Below are 20,721 nucleotides of genomic sequence, written 5' to 3'. Positions count from 1 at the left end.
CCCAAAAATGGCGGATTGAAATACATGACCCCTTGGCTGACAGTAGTAGGCATCGGCGAAGACGGCTTCAGTGGCCTGGGCAAACAAGCCCGGCGCGCGCTGCTGGGTGCTGCGCGGATCTTCGGCAGCCCGCGCCAGCTGGCCTTGCTGCCACGCTGCGTGCCCGGCGAACGGCTGGGCTGGCCAAGCCCGTTCTCGCTGGCCCCGGTGCTGGCGTTGCGCGGCGAGCCGGTGTGCGTGCTGGCCAGCGGCGACCCGATGTTCTACGGGGTCGGCGCCAGCCTGGCGCGCCAGGTGCCTGCCGATGAAATGCGCGTGCTGTCGATGCCCTCCTCCTGCGCCCTGGCCGCTGCGCGCCTGGGCTGGCCGCTGCAGGACGTGCAAGTGGTGTCGCTGGTCGCCCGCCCCTTGGCGGCGCTCAATGCCCACCTGCACAGCGGTGTGCGCTTGCTGGTGCTGAGCAACGATGGCGACAGCCCGGCGGCCGTTGCAGCATTGCTTCGCGAACGGGGCTTCGGGCCAAGCCGCCTGCAGGTTTTCGAGCACCTGGGTGGCCAGGAAGAACGCGCATTGGCCGGCACCGCCCAAAACTGGCCGCACGCCGAAGCCGCAGCGCTCAACCTGGTGGCCATCGAATGCCTGGCCTCACCCGAAGCGCCACGCCTGCATCGCCTGGCCGGGCTACCAGACAGTGCCTTCCGGCACGACGGCCAGCTGACCAAGCGCGATGTCCGTGCTATCACGCTGGCGCGCCTGGCGCCCCAGCCCGGCGAACTGCTGTGGGACGTGGGCGCGGGCTGCGGCTCGATCGGCATCGAATGGATGCGTGCCCATCCGGCCTGTCGCGCACTGGCCATCGAGGCCGACGAAGGCCGCCAGGGCTTCATCGAACATAACCGCGATGCGCTGGGTGTACCCGGCCTGCAACTGGTTCGTGGCAAGGCGCCAATGGCACTGCAAGGCCTGGAACAGCCCGATGCCATCTTCATCGGCGGCGGCGTCACCCGTGAAGGCGTGCTGGGCCTGTGCTGGGCGAACCTGCGCCCCGGCGGCCGGTTGGTGGCCAACGCAGTGACCTTGCAAAGCGAACTGGCCCTGGCGCACTTTCGCGATCAGCACGGGGGTGAACTGACCCGCCTGCATGTCGCCCATGCCCAACCCTTGGGCACGTTCGACACCTGGCGCCAGGCGCTGCCGATCACCCTGCTGGAAGTGATGAAGCCCGCCGATGCGTGAAGAAACCCGCGAACAGCCGGCGCCCCTGCGCAGCGGCCTGACCACCGGCAGCTGCGCCACCGCCACCAGCCTGGCAGCGGCCAAGCTGCTGCTCACCGGCCAGCAAGACGATGCAGTGGATATCACCCTGCCCAAGGGCAAGGTGGTACAGATGCGCCTGGAGTTCTGCCGCCTGGTCGGCGAACGCGCCGAAGCCGGCACCCTCAAGGATGCGGGCGACGACCCGGACGTGACACACGGCGCCTTGCTCTACAGCCAGGTGCGTCTGTTGGCCGAGACGGGCATCCGCTTTGTCGCGGGGACCGGCGTCGGCACCGTGACCCGCCCGGGGCTGGTGCTTGCGGTGGGCGAGCCGGCCATCAACCCGGTACCTCGGCGCATGATCACTGAACACCTGCAGCGCCTGGCCGATGAGTGCGGCTATCCCGGCGGTTTCGAGGTCACGGTCAACGTGCAGGGCGGTGAGCAACTGGCCCTGAAAACCATGAACCCGCGCCTGGGCATACTGGGCGGGCTGTCGATCCTCGGCACCAGCGGCATCGTCCGGCCGTTCTCCTGTGCAGCCTATATCGCCTCGATTCATCAAGGCATCGACGTGGCCCACACCAACGGCTACACGCATATCGCCGCCTGCACCGGCAACGCCAGCGAAGACACCATGCGCCGCGTCTACGGCCTGCCAGAAATCGCCCTGATCGAAATGGGCGATTTCGTTGGCGCAGTGCTCAAGCACCTGCGCAAGGTGCCGGTACCACGCCTGAGCCTGTGCGGTGGCTTTGGCAAGATCAGCAAACTGGCGGCCGGGCACATGGACCTGCACAGCCGCCACTCCAGCATCGACCTGCCGCAACTGGCGGGCTGGGCTGCAGACATTGGCGCTGACGAAGCGTTGCAGGCCGCCATCACCGGCGCCAACACCAGCCAGCAAGCACTCGCTCTGGCTCACGCGGCCGGCGTTGCCCTCGGTGACGCAGTGTGTGCCCACGCGCTGGCCTTCGCCCGCAGCGTGGTGCCGGCACAGGTGCAAGTGGAAGTGTTCGCCATCGACCGCCAAGGCGGCATCGTTGGCCGGGCGGGTGTGCAATGACCGCGCGCATTCTGCTGTTGGGCGGCGTCACCGAGGCCTTGGCCATCGCCCGTCGCCTCGGCCCGCAGCACGTCTACAGCCTGGCGGGTATCGGCCGCGTGCCGCAGGACCTGCAATGCCAGGTGCGGGTCGGCGGCTTTGGCGGCGCCGAAGGCCTGGCCAGCTACCTGCGCGAGGCCGGTATCACGCTGCTGATCGATGCCACCCACCCTTATGCCGCGCAGATCAGCCGCAACGCCGCCAGTGCTGCGCGTATTGCCGGCATCCCGTGCTGGGCCTTGCGACGCCCGGCCTGGCAGGCGCAAGCGGGGGACGACTGGCGCGAGGTCGAGGACTGGGCGGGGTTGATCGAGGCGCTCAAGCCGTTCCGCAGGCCGCTGTTCACGCTGGGGCGAGAGCCGCTGCAACATCTGGACGAAATACCGCCGGAGCAGTTCTGGACCTTGCGGGCGTTGGAGACATACGCTGGCAACTCTCGGTGCGAAGTCATTGGTGCGCGGGGACCCTTCAAGATCGAAGACGAACGCAGTCTTTTTGATGAGCGGGGTATTGATGTGCTGATCAGCAAGAACAGTGGCAGCGTGGCGACGGAACCGAAACTGGATGTGGCTCGAGAACGAGGAATTCCGGTTCTGATTCTGAAGCGACCACTTTTACCTGGCGTGGATCGCGATTTCGACTCTCAGGAATTGCTGGTGGCTGCATTGGAAGGCTTCGATGATGATGCCGGCGCGGATTTCATGGTCACCCGGGATCAACCGGAAGATCAAAAACGGGAAGATTTATAGGTCGCTGCACTTTCTGCTCGGTACGACGAAAGTTATTTGTCGCCCTCAAGATCGAGCGCCGCCCCCGCGGCGCATCGCGAGCTGCGCTCGCTCCTACGTTTGTTTCGGGCCAATTATTCCAGTGGGCATTGCGCGCGAATTCTTTGGCGCATGGCTGGATATTGCGTCGTACAAACAAGGCGGTCGCGCGCGCCTGCCACAGGCGTTACTGGCACGAAACAAACGTAGGAGCGAGCGCAGCTCGCGATGCGCCGCGCGGGCGGCGCTCGATCTCATAAGCGCTGCATACCTGTCGGCAAGCACCTGTCAGCCTCACATCTTCTCTGTCAGCACACAGCCAATTTCAGAACACTCCTACAGTCCGCTCGGTCTCACCTGAATAGCCTTCGCCCACCCCGCTGAATTAAGCTTTAGCCCCCCCCCCCGGAAGGTTTCACCCATATGGAAATGCAATGGTGGATCTGGCTGGTCTTCGGTATCGCGCTGATCCTGCTCGAACTGGTCCTGCCGACGTTCTTCATCCTCTGGTTCGGCATCGGTGCCGTGCTGGTCTCGCTCATCTCGCTGGCCGCCCCCAGCCTGCAACTGGACATGCAGGTACTGCTGTGGGTATTGCTGTCGTCGGTCACCACCGCGTGTTGGTTCAAGCTGTTCCGGCGCAAGCAGCCGGATGTGCGCTGGACCGCCGACAGCGTGATCGGTGAAGTGGGCTTGCTGACCGCTGGCGTTTCGGAATTCCAGAAAGGCCGCGTACGCTTCCAGAAGCCGATTCTGGGTAACGAAGAATGGACCTGCATCGCCGACAGCGAGATCCCTGCTGGCGAGCGGGTGCGCCTTACCGCCATTGAGGGGAACACCGCCCGTGTCATCCGGGCCTGAACCTGCACTAAAAGGGATTTATCATCATGACCAGCCTAATCGTCGTCGCGGCCATCGCCCTGTTCGTCCTGATCACCGTGTTCAAGGGGGTGCGTATCGTGCCTCAGGGCGAGGAATGGATCGTCGAGCGCCTGGGCCGCTACCACAGCACGCTCAAACCCGGCCTGAACATCCTCATCCCCTACATGGATGTGGTCGCCTACCGCCTGCCGACCAAAGACATCATCCTCGATGTGCAGCAACAGGAAATCATAACCAAGGACAACGCAGTCATCGTCGCCAACGCGCTGTGCTTCGCCAAGGTGGTCGACCCGCAGAAGGCCTCCTACGGCGTGCAGAACTTCTCGTTCGCCGTCACCAGCCTGACCATGACCTCGCTGCGTGCCATCGTCGGTGCCATGGACCTGGACGAAGCCTTGTCCAGCCGCGAGCAGATCAAGGCACGTTTGCGCGATGCGATGTCCGAGCAGACCGAAGACTGGGGCGTGACCGTACGCTCGGTGGAGATCCAGGACATCAAGCCTTCGGAAAACATGCAACTGGCCATGGAGCGCCAGGCGGCAGCCGAGCGTGAGCGCAAGGCCGATGTAACCCGTGCCGAAGGGGCCAAGCAGGCGGCGATCCTTGAAGCGGAAGCTCGCTTGCAGGCCGCCAGGCTGGATGCAGAGGCGCAGATCAGCCTGGCCGAGGCCTCGGCGCGGGCGATTTCGCTGGTGAAGGAAGCGGTGGGCAACGAGACCGTGCCGGCCATGTACCTGCTGGGCGAGCGCTATGTCGGGGCCATGGAGAACCTGGCGGGCAGCAGCAATGCCAAGGTGGTGGTGCTGCCGGCAGACCTGCAGGAGACCGTGCGGGGGTTGATGGGCCGTAACAAGGCTTGAGAGTGTCGGGGCGCATTGCGCCCCCATTAACCGGCAACCTGCGGCACTTCACCGCACCCCGCCATTTTTACCTATACTCCGCCTTACAATACCCACCACGATTCCTGACCGGATCTCTCCATGCCCCCACGTCGGCACATTGCCTGGATAGCCTGCCTTGCAGTGCTGTTCAACCTGCTGGCCATGCCGCTGTCTTCTGCTGCGCCCAAGGGCCCGGCCGAGCAGCTGCTGTGGGGGGCTTTCTGTTCCAGCATGGCCAACAAGGCCAAAGTCGACGTCCAGGCCCTGGCCAAGATCGACCTCGGCACGCAAAACGACGACAGCGCCAGCATGATGAACTGCTGGTGCTGCTCGGGCGCCGCACCGCTGCTGGCCCTGCCCGGCTACCCGACACAGTTGCACAACCCGCCGACACTGCTCGCCGGGCTGTTGTCGCCACCCGCTGACTACCAACTCACGCCGCGCCAGCTTTGGCCTGCGCTCAACCCCCGTGCCTCTCCGCTGGCCTGAGTTCATCACGCTGTCTGCCTGAACCTGAACAGAACGGAGATTCACCATGCTCAAGTACGCCCTCGTCATGGCCGCCCTGCTGCTGCCCGGCGCCTTTGCCAATGCCCACGAATACAGCGTGGGCGACCTGCACATCGCCCACCCCTGGTCGCTGCAGTTACCACCCAACGCGCCAAACGTCGCCGCGTATTTCGTGGTGCACAACAACGGCAAGGCCGACGACCGTCTGCTCAGCGTCGACAGCCCCATCACGAATGATGCACAACTGCACGAGCATGCCATGAGCGCCAGCGGCGCCATGAAGATGCAGCAGGTGCCCAACGTGGTGGTACCTGCCGGCAAGGACCTGACCTTCGCCCCCAGCGCCTACCACGTGATGCTGATGCAGCCCAAGGACCGCAGCCTGCTCACCGACGGCAAGCGCTTCCCGTTGACCCTGCACTTCGAAAAAGCCGGCGACATCACGGTTGAAGTGGCCGTGCAGAAGCAGGCGCCAGCGGACCAGCCGCAAGCCCACGAACACGCACACTGACACCTGCTGACAGGCACTCGCCATGAGCCTGCCGCGCAACAGCATCAGCCGTACCACCCGCCCTGACCGTAGGCGCGCCGGTGGCGGATGGCTGAGCCTGTTCGCCATGTGGATGATCTTCATCGGCCCGCTGATTTCCCAGTCGATGCCGATGGACCACCATGTCGGCATGAGCATGCCGATGACGGCTGCCCATCAGCATGGCGGCGACACCCATCACGGCCATGGCAACGATGGCCAGCTCCATGTGATGTGGGAAAAGTGTGGTTACTGCAGCCTGTTGTTCAACTGCCCGGCCCTGCCCCAGGCCCTCAGCCCGCTCAGTGCCGGCAGTGTCGTCCCCACCACCCACCTGCTTGCGCCAACGCACCAGGGCCATGCCCGGCAGGCTGTATTCCCCGGTGCGCGCAGCCGCGCCCCACCTTCCTCGATCAGCGTCTGAACCCATATTTTGCGCACGGAGCCAGGAGGCTTCGCGCTAACTCATGACTGATCGACTGGAATCATTATGTCCGGCTGCACCCCTGTTTTTGCCTTGTCCCTGCGTGGGACCATCGCCGCCCTCTGCGGCTCGCTGCTTGCGCCCGTGGCCCTGGCCGCCGACCCTGGCCATGAAGGCCATGTGCACGAAGCGCCCGAGCTGAGCCCGACGGTAATCACCGCCGTGGCCCCGCGTTCGCCGCTGACCGTGGTCACCAACCCGAAAGACCCGCGCCAGCCCGTACCGGCCAGCGACGGCGCCGACTACCTGAAGACCATCCCCGGCTTCTCGGCAATCCGCGCCGGTGGCACCAACGGCGACCCGGTACTGCGCGGCATGTTCGGCTCGCGCCTGAACATCCTCACCAACGGTGGCTTGATGCTGGGCGCCTGCCCCAACCGCATGGACGCACCCACGTCCTACATCTCGCCGGAAACCTACGACCGCCTCACCGTGATCAAAGGCCCGCAAAGCGTGATCTGGGGCCCGGGCGGTTCGGCAGGCACCATCCTTTTCGAACGCGAACCAGAGAAATTCGGCACCCTCGGCAGCCGGGTAAATGCCAGCCTGCTGGCCGGCTCCAACGGCCGCTTCGACAAGGTGCTGGATGCCGCCGCCGGCAACAGCCAGGCCTATGCCCGCTTCGTCGGTAACCAGTCTCGCTCGGACGACTACCACGACGGCAACAACGACACCGTTCCGTCGCGCTGGGAAAAATGGAACGGCGATGTCGCCCTCGGCTGGACGCCCGATCAGGACACCCTGCTGGAGCTGACTGCCGGCAAGGGCGATGGCGAGGCCCGCTATGCCGGGCGTGGCATGGACGGCTCGCAGTTCAAGCGCGAAAGCCTGGGCCTGCGCTTTGAAAAGTCCAACCTCGGCGAAGTGCTCGACAAGGTCGAGGCGCAGGTCTACTACAACTACGCCGACCATGTGATGGACAACTACAGCCTGCGCACCCCTTCGGGCAGCGGCATGATGGGCATGCCGATGGTCAGCAATGTCGACCGTCGCACCATGGGTGCACGTATCAAGGCCACCTGGCGCTGGGCCGACGTGCAACTGATCAGCGGCATCGACGCGCAGACCAACGAACACCGCCAGCGCGGCGGCATGGGCGTGGATGCGCACAAGGGCCAGGCCTGGACCAAGGACGCCGACTTCCATAACTACGGTGCTTTCAGCGAACTGACCTGGTACGTCAGCGGTGAAGACCGGCTGATTACCGGTGCCCGCCTGGACCGCGCCTCGGCCCGTGACTTCCGTAAAGGCAGTGCCACCGAAGGCGACACCCGCGCCGACACGCTGCCCAGCGGCTTCGTCCGCTACGAGCACGACCTGGCAGCCATTCCGGCCACCACCTACATCGGCCTCGGCCACGCCCAGCGCTTCCCCGACTACTGGGAGCTGTTCTCGCCCAAGCTGGCACCACCCGGGGCGGCCAACGCCTTTGACGGTATCAAGCCGGAGAAAACCACCCAGCTCGACTTCGGCATCCAGTACCGCACCGAGCGCCTGGAAGCCTGGGCTTCGGGCTATGTCGGGCAGATTCGCGACTACATCCTGTTCGACTACCGCACCGGCATGATGGGCATGAGCACCTCTCAGGCACAGAATATCGACGCCCGCATCATGGGCGGCGAACTGGGCGCGGCCTACCAGCTGACCGAAAACTGGAAGGCTGACGGCACGCTGGCCTACGCTTGGGGCAAGAACAGCAGTGATGGCAAAGCGCTACCTCAAATGCCGCCCCTGGAGAGCCGCCTGGGCCTGACCTACAGCCGTGACGTGTGGAGCGTCGGCGCACTGTGGCGGTTGGTGGCGGCGCAAAACCGCATCGCCGAGAACCAGGGCAACGTGGTCGGCAAGGACTACGACAAGAGCGCCGGCTTCGGCGTGTTCTCGCTCAACGGCGCCTACAAGGTGAACAACAACCTCAAGCTCAGCGCGGGGGTCGACAACCTGTTCGACAAAACCTACGCCGAGCACTTGAACCTGGCCGGGAACGCCGGGTTCGGCTACCCGGCTACAGATCCACAGCCGGTCAATGAGCCAGGCAGGACCTTCTGGACCAAGGTCGATTTCAGCTTCTGATAACAACAACGGGCGCAACTTTGGTTGCGCCCATCAGCTGGTCACACAGGAGGTTCCCATGAGAGGAACACGCATCAATTTCTATAACTTGGCCTGGCGTTGGCACTTCTATGCGGGGCTGTTCGTGGCCCCGTTCATGATCCTGCTGGCAATCACCGGGATCATCTACCTGTTCAAGCCGCAGCTCGACCCGCTGCTGTACCGCGACCTGATGGTGGTCGAAGCCGGCCACCATCGACAGAGCGCCGACCTGATGCTGGCCGAAGTGCGCCAGGCCTACCCTAAGGCCCACGTCGGCCAGTACCTGCCGCCGCTGAACGCCGAGCGCAGTGCGCAGTTCGTGGTGCATGACGGCGGGCGTGAACTGAATGTATTTGTCGACCCGTACAGCGGCAAGGTCCTCGGCGAGCAGGACGGCAAGCAAAACCTGCAGGCCATCGCCCGCGCCCTGCATGGCGAACTGATGGTCGGCACGGTCGGTGACCGCCTGGTGGAGCTGGCGGCCGGCTGGGGCATCGTGCTGGTGGTGTCGGGCCTGTATTTGTGGTGGCCGCGCGGGCGCAACGGTGCCGGCGTGCTATGGCCACGGCTGTCGTCACGCGGCAGGCTGTTGTGGCGCGACCTGCATGCGGTAACCGGCTTCTGGGGCTCGGCCTTGCTGTTGCTGATGCTGGTCAGCGGCATGACCTGGACCGGCTTGTGGGGCAAGCAGTACGCCGATGTGTGGAACCGCTTCCCGGCGGCCATGTGGAACGACGTGCCCAAGTCGGACCAGCAGGCGGGTGAATTGAACAGTGCGCACCGCCAGACCGTACCCTGGGCGATGGAGAACACGCCGATGCCGCAGTCCGGCGCGCACGCCGAACACGCCGGGCACCACATGATGTCGGACATGCCCGCAGCACCCCAGGTGAGCTTGCAGCAGGTCGAGGACATCGCCACTGTCCGCCAGGTCGAGCCGGGCTACAGCATCACCCTGCCGACCACGGCAGAGGGCGTGTTCACCATTGCCGTGTTCGCCGACGACCCGCGCAACGACGCCACCCTGCATGTCGACCAGTACACCGGCAAGGTCCTGGCCGATGTGCGCTGGCAGGACTACAGCCCGGTCGCCCGCGCCACCGAGTTGGGGGTCATGCTGCACGAAGGCAAGATGTTCGGCGCCCTCAACCAGATCATCATCCTGCTGGTGTGCCTGATGATCCTGCTGGGCTCGGTGAGCGGCCTGGTGATGTGGTGGAAGCGCCGGCCAACGGGTGGGCTGGGCGTACCGCCGCTGCGCCATGACCTGCCGCGCTGGAAGGCGGCGGTGGGGGTGATGCTGGTGCTGGGGGTGATGTTCCCGCTGGTGGGGGTGTCGATGGTGGTGATGTGGGTTGTCGATAGCCTGGTTGTGAGGCGCCGTCGGGTGCTGGCCAACGCCTGAGCCCTGCATTGCCTGTACTGGCCTCTTCGCGGGCAAGCCCGCTCCCACAGGTTCTGCGCCAAGCCTGAGGGCAGCGCGGCACCTGTGGGAGCGAGCTTGCCCGCGAAGAGGCCGGCACAGGCAGAAGACTGCTACCCAAAAGTCGAGTCGATCTGTCGCGCCCTGAACTGGAACGCGCGTGTTAGCCTAGCCGGCTACCTCAGACAAGAAGACCGACCTTACAAGGGAATGCAGCCTATGACGCAAACCTCATCCACACCGCCCGAAGAGCAACACCTGCAACGCAACCTGACCAACCGCCACATCCAGCTGATCGCCATCGGTGGCGCCATCGGTACCGGTCTGTTCATGGGCTCGGGCAAAACCATCAGCCTGGCCGGGCCATCGATCATCTTCGTCTACATGATCATCGGCTTCATGCTGTTCTTCGTCATGCGCGCCATGGGCGAACTGCTGCTGTCGAACCTCAACTACAAGTCGTTCATCGACTTCTCGGCCGACCTGCTCGGCCCCTGGGCCGGCTACTTCACCGGCTGGACCTACTGGTTCTGCTGGGTGGTCACCGGTATTGCCGACGTGGTGGCCATCGCGGCGTACACACAGTTCTGGTTCCCGGACCTTCCACAGTGGATACCCGCGCTGACCTGCGTAGGGCTGCTGCTGTCACTGAACCTGGTCACCGTGAAGATGTTCGGCGAGATGGAATTCTGGTTCGCCCTGATCAAGATCGTTGCCATCCTCGGCCTGGTCGCCACCGGGTTGTACATGGTCATCACCGGCTTCACTTCACCCAGCGGGCGCACGGCGCAACTGGCCAACCTGTGGAATGACGGCGGCATGTTCCCTAATGGCCTGATGGGCTTCTTCGCCGGTTTTCAGATTGCCGTGTTCGCGTTCGTCGGTATCGAACTGGTGGGCACCACCGCAGCCGAAGCAAAGAACCCGGAGCGCACCCTGCCACGGGCTATCAATTCGATCCCGGTTCGGATCATCGTTTTCTATGTGTTGGCGCTGATTGCGATCATGGCCGTGACGCCGTGGCGCGACGTGGTGCCGGGCAAGAGCCCGTTCGTGGAACTGTTCGTACTGGCCGGCCTGCCGGCGGCAGCCAGCATCATCAACTTCGTGGTACTGACCTCGGCGGCCTCTTCGGCCAACAGTGGCGTTTTCTCCACCAGCCGCATGCTCTATGGCCTGAGCCAGGAAGGTGACGCCCCCAAGGCGTTCGAAAAACTGTCGAGCCGCTCGGTGCCGGCCAACGGCCTGTACTTCTCCTGCACCTGCCTGTTGCTGGGTGCGGTGCTGATCTACCTGGTACCGAACGTGGTCGAGGCGTTCACCCTCGTGACCACCGTTTCGGCGGTGCTGTTCATGTTCGTGTGGACACTGATCCTGCTGTCGTACCTGAAGTACCGCAAAAACCGTGCGGCACTGCACCAGGCGTCGAAGTACAAGATGCCGGGCGGGCGCTTCATGTGCTACGTGTGCCTGGTGTTCTTTGCTTTCATCCTGGTGTTGCTGAGCCTGGAGGCAGATACGCGTTCAGCGTTGGTGGTGACGCCGATCTGGTTCGTACTGCTGGCGGTGACCTATCAGGGTGTGCGCAGCAGGCGCCACCCACGCTCGGCTGTGCGCAACGGCTGATTTCGCCGGGGCTGCTTTGCAGCCCCAATCCTGTGCACATAAATATCCCAGGCACCAATCTGGATCCAACCAACGCCCCAACACCTCGCACACCCCCTCTATTACGCACCTTTTGCCACTAGGCACACCCCTTGCAACACCCCTCCCCGCTTGCCCAACACATAAAAACTCAGCGGAGAGAGCACATGAAGCGTCGCAGTCTGATCAAGGCCTTTACCCTTAGCGCATCGATTGCCGCAATGGGCCTGAGCTGGAGTATCCAGGCCGCCGAGACCATCAAGGTCGGCATTCTGCATTCGCTGTCCGGGACCATGGCCATTTCCGAGACCTCGCTCAAGGACATGGCGCTGATGACCATCGACGAGATCAACGCCAAGGGTGGTGTGAACGGCAAGATGCTAGAGCCGGTCGTGGTCGACCCGGCCTCCAACTGGCCGCTGTTCGCCGAAAAAAGCCGCCAACTGCTGACACAGGACAAAGTCGCCGTGGTGTTCGGCTGCTGGACCTCGGTGTCGCGCAAGTCGGTACTGCCCGTGTTCGAAGAGCTGAACGGCCTGCTGTTCTACCCAGTGCAGTACGAGGGTGAAGAGATGTCGCCGAACGTGTTCTACACCGGCGCTGCCCCCAACCAGCAAGCCATCCCGGCTGTGGAATACCTGATGAGCGAAGACGGCGGCAGCGCCAAGCGCTTCTTCCTGCTGGGCACCGACTACGTCTACCCGCGCACCACCAACAAGATCCTGCGCGCCTTCCTGCACAGCAAGGGTGTGGCCGACAAGGACATCGAAGAGGTGTACACGCCGTTCGGTCACGCCGATTACCAGACCATCGTCGCCAACATCAAGAAGTTCTCCGCTGGCGGCAAGACGGCGGTCATCTCCACGGTCAACGGCGACTCCAACGTGCCGTTCTACAAGGAACTGGCCAACCAGGGCCTGAAGGCCACCGACGTGCCGGTGGTGGCGTTCTCGGTAGGCGAAGAAGAGCTGCGCGGCATCGACACCAAGCCGCTGGTGGGCCACCTGGCCGCCTGGAACTACTTCGAGTCTGTGGATAACCCGGTCAACCAGAAGTTCGTTGCCGACTGGAAGGCCTACGCCAAGGCCAAGGGCCTGCCGGGCGCCGACAAGGCCGTGACCAACGACCCGATGGAGGCCACCTACGTAGGTATCCACATGTGGGCGCAAGCCGTGGAAAAAGCCAAGTCCACCGATGTGGACAAGGTGCGTGAAGCGCTGGCCGGGCAAACCTTCAAGGCGCCATCGGGCTTCACCCTGACCATGGACAAGACCAACCACCACCTGCACAAGCCGGTGATGATCGGCGAGATTCAGGATGACGGGCAGTTCAGCGTGGTGTGGGAAACCGAGCAGCCGCTGCGGGCGCAGCCGTGGAGCCCGTTCATTCCGGGCAATGACAAGCGCCCCGATTACGCAGTGAAAGGTAACTGAGTGTACGGGGCCGCTGTGCGGCCCATTCGCGGGCAAGCCCGCTCCCACAGGGACCGCGCAGTTTTCAAACCGTCCACCGTACCTGTGGGAGCGGGCTTGCCCGCGAAGAATCCAACGCCGATTACCAGGATTACCCGCATGCTCAGACTCCTGCTCACCCTGCTCCTGCTATTGCCCCTGGCAACCCAGGCCAGCGAGGGCGAATTCTTCCTCACCGCCAAGTCCGCCGAGCAGGCCACCCTGCTCGAAGGCTGGGCGGCGCAACCCGATGCCACTCGCCTGCCGCTGCTCGAAAACCTGCGCCAAGGCCGCATCGCCGCTGACGACACCCGCAAAGTACGCCTGAACAACCGCCTGCGCGGCCTGATCGACAACGCCCTGGCCAGCCACCAGTTGCTCAGCGACAACAGCGACACCCGCCTGGCCGCCGCCCAGCAACTGCAAAAAAGCGCACAACCCGCGCAAATGGCCTTCCTCGACCGGCGCTTCGCCAGCGAACCCGACGCCGCGGTGCACGCCGCCCTCGGCCTGGCCCTGGCCAACCTGCAACTGGGCGCCAGCGAGCCGGCAGTACGCCTGGCCGCCGTGCGCCTGCTGGGCGAAACCGGTGACCCGCTGGCCCGCACCCGCCTCGAAGCCCTGCTGCAGCCCGATGCAGAAAGCGACCCAGGGGTGCGCACCGCTGCCGAAACCAGCCTGGCCCAGGTCAAGCGCAAGCTGCTGGTCGGCGAGCTGCTCGGCCAGGCCTTCAGCGGCCTGTCGCTGGGCTCGATCCTGCTGTTGGCCGCGCTTGGCCTGGCCATCACCTTCGGCCTGCTCGGGGTGATCAACATGGCACACGGCGAAATGCTGATGCTGGGCGCCTACAGCACCTACATGGTCCAGGTGCTAGTGCAACGCTACGCCCCGGGCGCCATCGAGTTCTACCCGCTGATTGCCCTGCCGGTGGCCTTCGCGATCAGTGCCGGGGTGGGCATGGCGCTGGAGCGCACGGTCATTCGCCACCTCTACGGCCGCCCGCTGGAAACCCTGCTGGCTACGTGGGGCATCAGCTTGATCCTGATCCAGGCCATCCGCCTGCTGTTCGGCGCGCAGAACGTCGAGGTGAGCAACCCGGCCTGGCTGTCGGGGGGCATCCAGCTGCTGCCCAACCTGGTGCTGCCGTACAACCGCCTGGTCATCATCGGCTTTGCCCTGGCCGTGGTGCTGCTCACCTGGCTGCTGCTCAACCGCACACGGTTGGGCCTGAACGTGCGCGCTGTCACCCAGAACCGCAACATGGCCGCCTGCTGCGGCGTGTCCACCGGGCGCGTCGACATGCTCGCCTTCGGCCTGGGCTCTGGCATTGCCGGGCTCGGCGGCGTGGCCTTGAGCCAGGTCGGCAACGTGGGCCCGGACCTGGGCCAGAGCTACATCATCGACTCGTTCCTGGTGGTGGTGCTGGGCGGCGTCGGCCAACTGGCCGGCAGCCTCTGGGCCGCCTTCGGCCTTGGCATCGCCAACAAGCTGCTGGAGCCGCAGATCGGTGCAGTGCTTGGCAAGATCCTCATCCTTGCGTTGATCATTCTGTTCATCCAGAAGCGCCCGCAAGGCCTGTTCGCCCTCAAGGGACGGGTAATCGACTGATGAACCAGCCACTGCTTGTCACCGCTACGCAAAAGGCCGGCCCGCGCCTGACGCTGGCCATCGGCGCCCTCGTCGTCCTACTGCTGGTCGCCCTGCCGCTGTTGTCACTGCTGCCGGCAGACCATGCCCTGCAAGTGTCGGCCTACACCCTGACCCTGGTCGGCAAGATCCTCTGCTACGCCATCGTCGCCCTGGCCCTGGACCTGGTCTGGGGCTACGCCGGCTTGCTGTCGCTGGGCCACGGCCTGTTCTTCGCCCTGGGCGGCTACGCCATGGGCATGTACCTGATGCGCCAGGCGGCCGGTGACGGCCTGCCGGGGTTCATGACCTTTCTGTCGTGGACCGAGCTGCCGTGGTACTGGGCCGGTACCCAGCATTTCGCCTGGGCCCTGTGCCTGGTGGTGCTGGCGCCGGGGCTGCTGGCGCTGGTGTTCGGCTGGTTTGCCTTCCGCTCGCGGATCAAGGGCGTGTACTTCTCAATCATGACCCAGGCCCTGACGTTCGCCGGCATGCTGCTGTTCTTCCGCAACGAAACCGGCTTTGGCGGCAACAACGGCTTCACCAACTTCCGCACCATTCTCGGTTTCGACATTACCGCGCAAGGCACCCGCGCGGTGCTGTTCCTGCTCACCGTCGGGTTGCTGCTGGCCAGCCTGTACCTGTGCTGGCGCCTGACCCGCAGCAAATTCGGCCGCCTGCTCACCGCCGTGCGCGATGCCGAAAACCGCCTCATGTTCTGCGGCTACGACCCGCGTGGCTTCAAGCTGCTGGTGTGGGTGCTGAGCGCTGTACTGTGCGGCCTGGCGGGTGCGCTGTACGTGCCACAGGTGGGCATCATCAACCCCAGCGAGATGTCGCCGACCAACTCCATCGAAGCCGCCGTGTGGGTGGCCCTGGGCGGGCGCGGCACGCTGATCGGCCCGTTGTTCGGTGCCGGCCTAGTCAATGGCATGAAAAGCTGGTTCACCGTGGCCTTCCCGGAGTTCTGGCTGTTCTTCCTTGGCGCACTGTTCATCCTTGTCACCCTGTACCTGCCCAAGGGCGTGGTCGGCCTGCTGAAGAAAAGGAGCCAGCCATGAGAGGCGTACCCCCGGTCCACCCGGAATTCATGCTGGAACCCGTGTTCGACACCCTCGGCGCCGGGCGTGAGGCCATCGGCCTGGGCCAGAGCCGCAAGGCCGGCCTGGATACCCGCCACGGCACGGTGCTGAGCCTGGAGGACATCAGCGTCAGCTTCGATGGCTTCAAGGCACTCAACGCGCTGAACCTGTACATCGGCGTGGGCGAACTGCGTTGCATCATCGGCCCCAACGGCGCCGGCAAGACCACGATGATGGACGTGATCACCGGCAAGACCCGCCCCGACACCGGCAGCGCCTATTTTGGCGATACCCTCGACCTGACCCGCATGAGCGAATACCAGATCGCCCAGGCCGGCATTGGCCGCAAGTTCCAGAAGCCCACGGTATTCGAGGCGCTTACGGTATTCGAAAACCTGGAACTGGCGCTGAAGACCGACAAGTCGGTGTGGGCCAGCCTGGCCGCGCGCCTGGGCGGTGAGCAGCGCCAGCGTATCGAAGAGGTGCTGACCACCTTGCGTCTGCTGCCCCTGGCTCAGCGCCAGGCCGGCTTGCTGTCCCATGGGCAGAAGCAGTTCCTGGAGATTGGCATGTTGCTGGTGCAAGAGCCGCAATTGCTACTGCTGGACGAACCGGTGGCCGGCATGACCGATGCCGAAACCGAGTTCACCGCCGAGCTGTTCAAAAGCCTGGCCGGCAAGCACTCGCTGATGGTGGTGGAGCATGACATGGGGTTTGTGGGGAGCATTGCCGACCATGTGACCGTGCTGCACCAGGGCAGTGTGCTGGCAGAAGGGTCGCTGGAGCAGGTGCAGGCGGATGAGCGGGTGGTTGAGGTGTACCTCGGCCGATGATCTATTCCAAGGACATGACATGCTGAAAATCGATACGCTGCACCAGTACTACGGCGGCAGCCACATTCTCCGGGGCCTGTCCTTCGAAGCCAAGGTCGGCGAAGTCACCTGCCTGCTGGGCCGCAATGGTGTGGGCAAGACCACCCTGCTGCGCTGCCTGATGGGCCTGGTACCCGCCCGCGATGGCAGCATCGAATGGGAAGGCAAACCCATCACCCGCCTCAAGCCCCAGCAACGAGTACATGCCGGTATCGCCTATGTACCCCAGGGCCGCGAGATCTTCCCGCGCCTCACCGTCGAGGAAAACCTGCTGATGGGCCTGTCCCGCTTCCCGGCCCGTGAAGCCCGCGAAGTCCCCACGTTCATCTACGAGCTGTTCCCGGTACTGGAGCAGATGAAGCAACGCCGTGGCGGTGACCTGTCGGGCGGCCAGCAACAACAACTGGCCATCGGCCGCGCCCTGGCCAGCCGCCCGCGCCTACTGATCCTCGACGAGCCGACCGAAGGCATCCAGCCCTCGGTCATCAAGGAAATCGGCGCAGTCATCCGCCGCCTGGCCGAGCGCGGTGACATGGCGATTCTGCTGGTGGAGCAGTTCTACGACTTTGCCGAAGCACTGGCCGACCAGTACCTGGTCATGGCCCGCGGTGAGATCGTCCAGCGCGGCCGTGGCGAAAACATGCAGGCCGAAGGTGTGCGTGGGCTGGTAACCATTTAATCTGCAAGCAACGACCCTGCGAGACGCTGTCATGAGTTACGAATTACGCGATGCCCTGCCTGCCGACGTGCCAGGCATCCTCAGCATCTACAACGACGCCGTGCGCAACACCACGGCGATCTGGAACGAAACCCCGGTAGACTTGGCCAACCGCCAGGCCTGGTTCGATGCACGCGCGCAGCAGGGGTATCCGATCTTGGTGGCGGTGGATGAGACGGGGGTACTGGGGTATGCCTCGTTTGGCGACTGGCGGCCGTTCGAAGGGTTTCGCCTGACGGTGGAGCACTCGGTGTATGTGCGGGGTGACCAGCGTGGCAAGGGGTTGGGGCCGGCGTTGATGGCGGCGTTGGTCGAGCGGGCACGCGGTTGCGGCAAGCATGTGATGGTCGCAGCCATCGAAAGTGGCAATGCGGCCTCGGTGCGCCTGCATGAGCGGCTGGGGTTTGTGGTGACCGGGCAGATGCCACAGGTGGGGGTGAAGTTTGGCCGGTGGCTGGATTTGACCTTCATGCAGCTGGTGCTGAACCCAGGTGCAGAGCCAACCTGAGATTGATGTTGTCTAAACTGGCCTCTTCGCGGGCACGCCCGCTCCCGCAGGGATCGCACATTCCCCGAGACCTGTGCAGTACCTGTGGGAGCGGGCTTGCCCGCGAAGAGGCCGGTGCAGGCAAACACACTCACATCTGGGTAAACCTGCCCAGCCGCTGGCGCAGCATGCTGTTCTCGCTGCGCAGCGCCTGCACCTCCTGCAACAGCTCCAGCGCCAGCGCCACCCCTTCCCACTCCAGTTCCAGCTCCTGGTGCAGCTTGGCTGCACGCCGGGTCAGCAGCGGCGCCTGATCGTCGAACAACCAGTCCTCAGGCGTTCGCCCGGAGGGTTCGACAATGCCGTGCTCGACGATTTCGATCACGCAGTCCGCCGTGACATCGGCTTCCTGACACAGGGTACGCATGTCCAGTTGAACGATCAGGGTGCTGCTCATGATCACTTACTCCATTGTGCCCTCGGGTTGAACGCGGCCTTTTCGGAAAGCTTGGCCCACAGTTCACGGGTAGATTCGTCAGAAGTCGTCGGCATGACCACCTTGAGCTGCGCGTAAAGGTTGCCGCGCTCGCCCTGCTTGTTCGCCAGGCCTTTGCCCGGTACGCGCAGGCGCTGACCGCTCTGGCTGTCGGGGCGGATGGTCAGGTTGATCTTGCCGTCCAGGGTCGGCACCGCCACCTTGGTGCCCAGTGCCGCCTCCCACGGTGCCAGTGGCACAGTGATGATCAGGTCATGGCCTTCGACATCAAACAGCGGGTGCGGTGCCATGCGGATGGTCAGGAACAGGTCGCCATTGGCCCCGCCACCGCTGCCCGGTGCGCCCTGGCCTTTAAGGCGGATACGCTCGCCGTCGGTCACCCCGGCCGGGATCTTCACGTTCAGCGTCTTGGTGGTGAAGCCGGTGCGCTGGCCCATGGCATTGGTTTGCGGCACCTGGAAGCTGATCTGCTTGGACTCCTTGCTCAGGGTCTCTTCAAGAAACACCGCCAGTTCAAGCTCCACGTCCTGCCCTCGCCTGCCGGCACTGCGTTGTTGCTGACGGGCGCCGCCGAAAGGGTTGCCACCCCCTCGCCCACCGAAGATCGAGCTGAAGAAGTCGGAGAAGTCGCCGCCCTCGAAGCCGCCGCCACCGCCACGGCTTTCCCAGCCCGGTGGTGCCTGGAACGGCCGGCCATGCTGGCCGCCGTACTTGCGGATTTCGTCGAACTCGGCACGTTTCTGCGCGTCGCCCAGCACTTCGTAGGCCTCGTTGGCCTCTTTGAATTTGTCCTCGGCGTCGCGCTCCTTGCTGACATCGGGGTGATACTTACGGGCCAGCTTGCGGTACGCGGCCTTGATCGCCTTGTCGTCCGCCGTGGGCTCTACGCCAAGTATCTTGTAATAGTCTTTGAAGTCCATTTATGGATCACCAATATAAATGTGCGTGTTGCCACTGAAGATAGGGGTCAAGCATAGCCTTTCAAGGCCGCTTTGGGTTTGCCCCATGGCAGACGACTGGTCTTGATTCTGTAGCCAACTGGCATACACTGCGCGGCCGTTTTGCCTCCGGAAGCTCATTCCCCATGTCTGACGTATCCCCGGCCCGCGCCCTGGGCATCGACTTTGGCACCTCCAACTCCACGGTCGGCTGGCATCGCCCTGGCGTGGAATCGCTGATCGCCCTGGAAGACGGCAAGATCACCTTGCCCTCGGTGGTGTTCTTCAACATCGAGGAACGTCGCCCGGTGTATGGCCGCCTGGCACTGCACGAGTACCTGGAAGGCTACGAAGGCCGCCTGATGCGCTCGCTGAAGAGCCTGCTGGGCTCCAAGTTGATCAAGCACGACACCAGCGTGCTGGGCAGCGCCCTGCCGTTCAAGGACCTGCTGGGCATGTTCATCGGCGAGCTGAAAAAGCGCGCCGAAGCTGCCGCTGGCCGCGAATTCGACCAGGTGGTGCTGGGCCGCCCGGTGTTCTTCGTCGACGAAGACCCGGCTGCCGACCAGGAAGCCGAAGACACCCTGGCCGACGTAGCGCGCAAGATCGGTTTCAAGGATGTGTCGTTCCAGTACGAGCCGATTGCCGCAGCCTTCGACTATGAGTCGAGCATCAGCCGCGAAGAACTGGTGCTGATCGTCGACATCGGCGGTGGTACGTCCGACTTCACCCTGATCCGTCTGTCGCCCGAGCGCCACCTGGTCGCCGAGCGCCAGAGCGACATCCTCGCCACCGGCGGTGTGCACATTGGCGGTACCGACTTCGACAAGCAGCTGAGCCTGCAGGGCGTGATGCCGCTGTTCGGCTACGGCAGCCGCATGAAGAGCGGCGCGCTGATGCCCACCAGCTACCACCTCAACCTGGCCACCTGGCACACCATCAACGCCCTGTACTCGCAGAAGTCGCAGCTGGCGCTGGGCAGCATGCGCTATGACATCGAAGACAGTTTTGGCATCGACCGCCTGTTCAAGCTGATCGAACAGCGCGCAGGGCACTGGTTGGCGATGGAAGTCGAGGCCAGCAAGATCGAGCTGACCAACAGTGAAAGCCGCCACATCGACCTTCGCCGTGTCGAGCCTGAGCTGACGGCAGAGTTGACCCGTGTGCTGTTCGAAGAAGCGATCGAAGGGCTGCTGGAGCGAGTGCGGGGTAGCGTGACCGAGCTGCTGGCCAAGGCTGGCGTGAGCGAAGGCCAGGTGGACACGGTGTTCTTCACTGGCGGTTCCAGCGGTATTCCAGCGCTGCGCAACAGCGTTGCGGCGATGCTGCCGAATGCTCGGCATGTGGAAGGCAATATCTTTGGCAGCATTGGTAGTGGGCTGGCCATCGAGGCGCGCAAGCGGTACGGCGCAGCCTGATACATCTCTATGGCATGTACCGGCCTCTTCGCGGGCAAGCCCGCTCCCACAGGGACC

General features: G+C 64.2%; 20 protein-coding genes. 18 read left to right on the top strand and 2 right to left on the bottom strand.

Going from position 1 to position 20,721, the window contains the following annotated elements; all coding sequences use genetic code 11:
• Positions 1 to 24: 24 nt before the first annotated feature.
• The 17 genes from cbiE (at position 25) to ACF8MI_RS21305 (ending at position 17,833) form a co-directional block, all read left to right on the top strand.
• On the top strand, positions 25 to 1,236 hold the full coding sequence (gene cbiE, locus ACF8MI_RS21385) for a precorrin-6y C5,15-methyltransferase (decarboxylating) subunit CbiE (protein ID WP_164525125.1): 1,212 nt from the start codon (positions 25 to 27) through the stop codon (positions 1,234 to 1,236).
• A complete protein-coding gene (locus ACF8MI_RS21380) occupies positions 1,229 to 2,323 on the top strand; it encodes a cobalt-precorrin-5B (C(1))-methyltransferase (protein ID WP_060498542.1) in 1,095 nt (364 codons plus the stop codon). The genes cbiE and ACF8MI_RS21380 overlap by 8 nt, the downstream gene beginning before the upstream one ends.
• A complete protein-coding gene (locus ACF8MI_RS21375) occupies positions 2,320 to 3,111 on the top strand; it encodes a cobalt-precorrin-6A reductase (RefSeq protein WP_223623462.1) in 792 nt (263 codons plus the stop codon). Before ACF8MI_RS21380 ends, ACF8MI_RS21375 begins: the two co-directional genes overlap by 4 nt.
• Before the next feature lie 441 nt (positions 3,112 to 3,552).
• Positions 3,553 to 3,990 carry an NfeD family protein gene (locus ACF8MI_RS21370; protein ID WP_104833875.1) on the top strand — a complete coding sequence of 146 codons (438 nt, stop codon included), beginning with the start codon at positions 3,553 to 3,555 and terminating at the stop codon, positions 3,988 to 3,990.
• 26 nt (positions 3,991 to 4,016) lie between these two features.
• Positions 4,017 to 4,871 (top strand): SPFH domain-containing protein, encoded by an 855-nt coding sequence (locus ACF8MI_RS21365; protein ID WP_016712216.1) that lies wholly within the window; start codon positions 4,017 to 4,019, stop codon positions 4,869 to 4,871.
• Positions 4,872 to 4,991: 120 nt separating this feature from the next.
• On the top strand, positions 4,992 to 5,381 hold the full coding sequence (locus ACF8MI_RS21360) for a DUF2946 domain-containing protein (protein ID WP_060498544.1): 390 nt from the start codon (positions 4,992 to 4,994) through the stop codon (positions 5,379 to 5,381).
• A gap of 46 nt (positions 5,382 to 5,427) precedes the next feature.
• On the top strand, positions 5,428 to 5,913 hold the full coding sequence (locus ACF8MI_RS21355) for a copper chaperone PCu(A)C (protein WP_060498545.1): 486 nt from the start codon (positions 5,428 to 5,430) through the stop codon (positions 5,911 to 5,913).
• A 22-nt stretch (positions 5,914 to 5,935) separates the two neighbouring features.
• The gene (locus tag ACF8MI_RS21350; RefSeq protein ID WP_200928836.1) at positions 5,936 to 6,355 is read left to right on the top strand and encodes a DUF2946 domain-containing protein; all 420 of its coding nucleotides are present in this window, start codon (positions 5,936 to 5,938) and stop codon (positions 6,353 to 6,355) included.
• A 66-nt stretch (positions 6,356 to 6,421) separates the two neighbouring features.
• The gene (locus tag ACF8MI_RS21345; RefSeq protein WP_060498547.1) at positions 6,422 to 8,488 is read left to right on the top strand and encodes a TonB-dependent copper receptor; all 2,067 of its coding nucleotides are present in this window, start codon (positions 6,422 to 6,424) and stop codon (positions 8,486 to 8,488) included.
• 58 nt (positions 8,489 to 8,546) lie between these two features.
• Positions 8,547 to 9,914 (top strand): PepSY domain-containing protein, encoded by a 1,368-nt coding sequence (locus ACF8MI_RS21340; RefSeq protein WP_104833871.1) that lies wholly within the window; start codon positions 8,547 to 8,549, stop codon positions 9,912 to 9,914.
• A gap of 237 nt (positions 9,915 to 10,151) precedes the next feature.
• A complete protein-coding gene (gene cycA / locus ACF8MI_RS21335) occupies positions 10,152 to 11,558 on the top strand; it encodes a D-serine/D-alanine/glycine transporter (protein WP_060498549.1) in 1,407 nt (468 codons plus the stop codon).
• 185 nt (positions 11,559 to 11,743) lie between these two features.
• Positions 11,744 to 13,009 (top strand): urea ABC transporter substrate-binding protein, encoded by a 1,266-nt coding sequence (gene urtA, locus ACF8MI_RS21330; protein WP_016712223.1) that lies wholly within the window; start codon positions 11,744 to 11,746, stop codon positions 13,007 to 13,009.
• 138 nt (positions 13,010 to 13,147) lie between these two features.
• Positions 13,148 to 14,635, top strand: a complete 1,488-nt coding sequence (gene urtB, locus ACF8MI_RS21325) for an urea ABC transporter permease subunit UrtB (RefSeq protein WP_060498551.1) — start codon at positions 13,148 to 13,150, stop codon at positions 14,633 to 14,635.
• Positions 14,635 to 15,714 carry an urea ABC transporter permease subunit UrtC gene (gene urtC / locus ACF8MI_RS21320; protein WP_060498552.1) on the top strand — a complete coding sequence of 360 codons (1,080 nt, stop codon included), beginning with the start codon at positions 14,635 to 14,637 and terminating at the stop codon, positions 15,712 to 15,714. Before urtB ends, urtC begins: the two co-directional genes overlap by 1 nt.
• Positions 15,711 to 16,568 (top strand): urea ABC transporter ATP-binding protein UrtD, encoded by an 858-nt coding sequence (gene urtD / locus ACF8MI_RS21315; protein ID WP_082426368.1) that lies wholly within the window; start codon positions 15,711 to 15,713, stop codon positions 16,566 to 16,568. Before urtC ends, urtD begins: the two co-directional genes overlap by 4 nt.
• Positions 16,569 to 16,587: 19 nt before the next feature.
• A complete protein-coding gene (urtE, locus tag ACF8MI_RS21310; RefSeq protein WP_104833870.1) occupies positions 16,588 to 17,286 on the top strand; it encodes an urea ABC transporter ATP-binding subunit UrtE in 699 nt (232 codons plus the stop codon).
• A 31-nt stretch (positions 17,287 to 17,317) separates the two neighbouring features.
• Positions 17,318 to 17,833 (top strand): GNAT family N-acetyltransferase, encoded by a 516-nt coding sequence (locus ACF8MI_RS21305; protein WP_060498554.1) that lies wholly within the window; start codon positions 17,318 to 17,320, stop codon positions 17,831 to 17,833.
• Positions 17,834 to 17,963: 130 nt separating this feature from the next.
• Here ACF8MI_RS21305 and ACF8MI_RS21300 read toward each other — a convergent pair whose 3' ends face one another.
• Positions 17,964 to 18,269: a chaperone modulator CbpM gene (locus tag ACF8MI_RS21300; RefSeq protein WP_060498555.1), complete on the bottom strand. Its 306-nt coding sequence runs from the start codon at positions 18,267 to 18,269 to the stop codon at positions 17,964 to 17,966.
• A gap of 2 nt (positions 18,270 to 18,271) precedes the next feature.
• A complete protein-coding gene (gene cbpA / locus ACF8MI_RS21295) occupies positions 18,272 to 19,228 on the bottom strand; it encodes a curved DNA-binding protein (protein WP_019098567.1) in 957 nt (318 codons plus the stop codon).
• A gap of 164 nt (positions 19,229 to 19,392) precedes the next feature.
• Here cbpA and ACF8MI_RS21290 point away from each other — a divergent pair, with 164 nt between their 5' ends.
• A complete protein-coding gene (locus tag ACF8MI_RS21290) occupies positions 19,393 to 20,664 on the top strand; it encodes an Hsp70 family protein (protein WP_060498557.1) in 1,272 nt (423 codons plus the stop codon).
• Positions 20,665 to 20,721: the final 57 nt, after the last annotated feature.

The organism is Pseudomonas sp. yb_9, assembly GCF_043103635.1.
Taxonomy (GTDB): domain Bacteria; phylum Pseudomonadota; class Gammaproteobacteria; order Pseudomonadales; family Pseudomonadaceae; genus Aquipseudomonas; species Aquipseudomonas monteilii.
The sequence above is the reverse complement of the archived record's forward strand: the minus strand, read 5'-3'. Positions and strand labels throughout refer to the sequence as shown.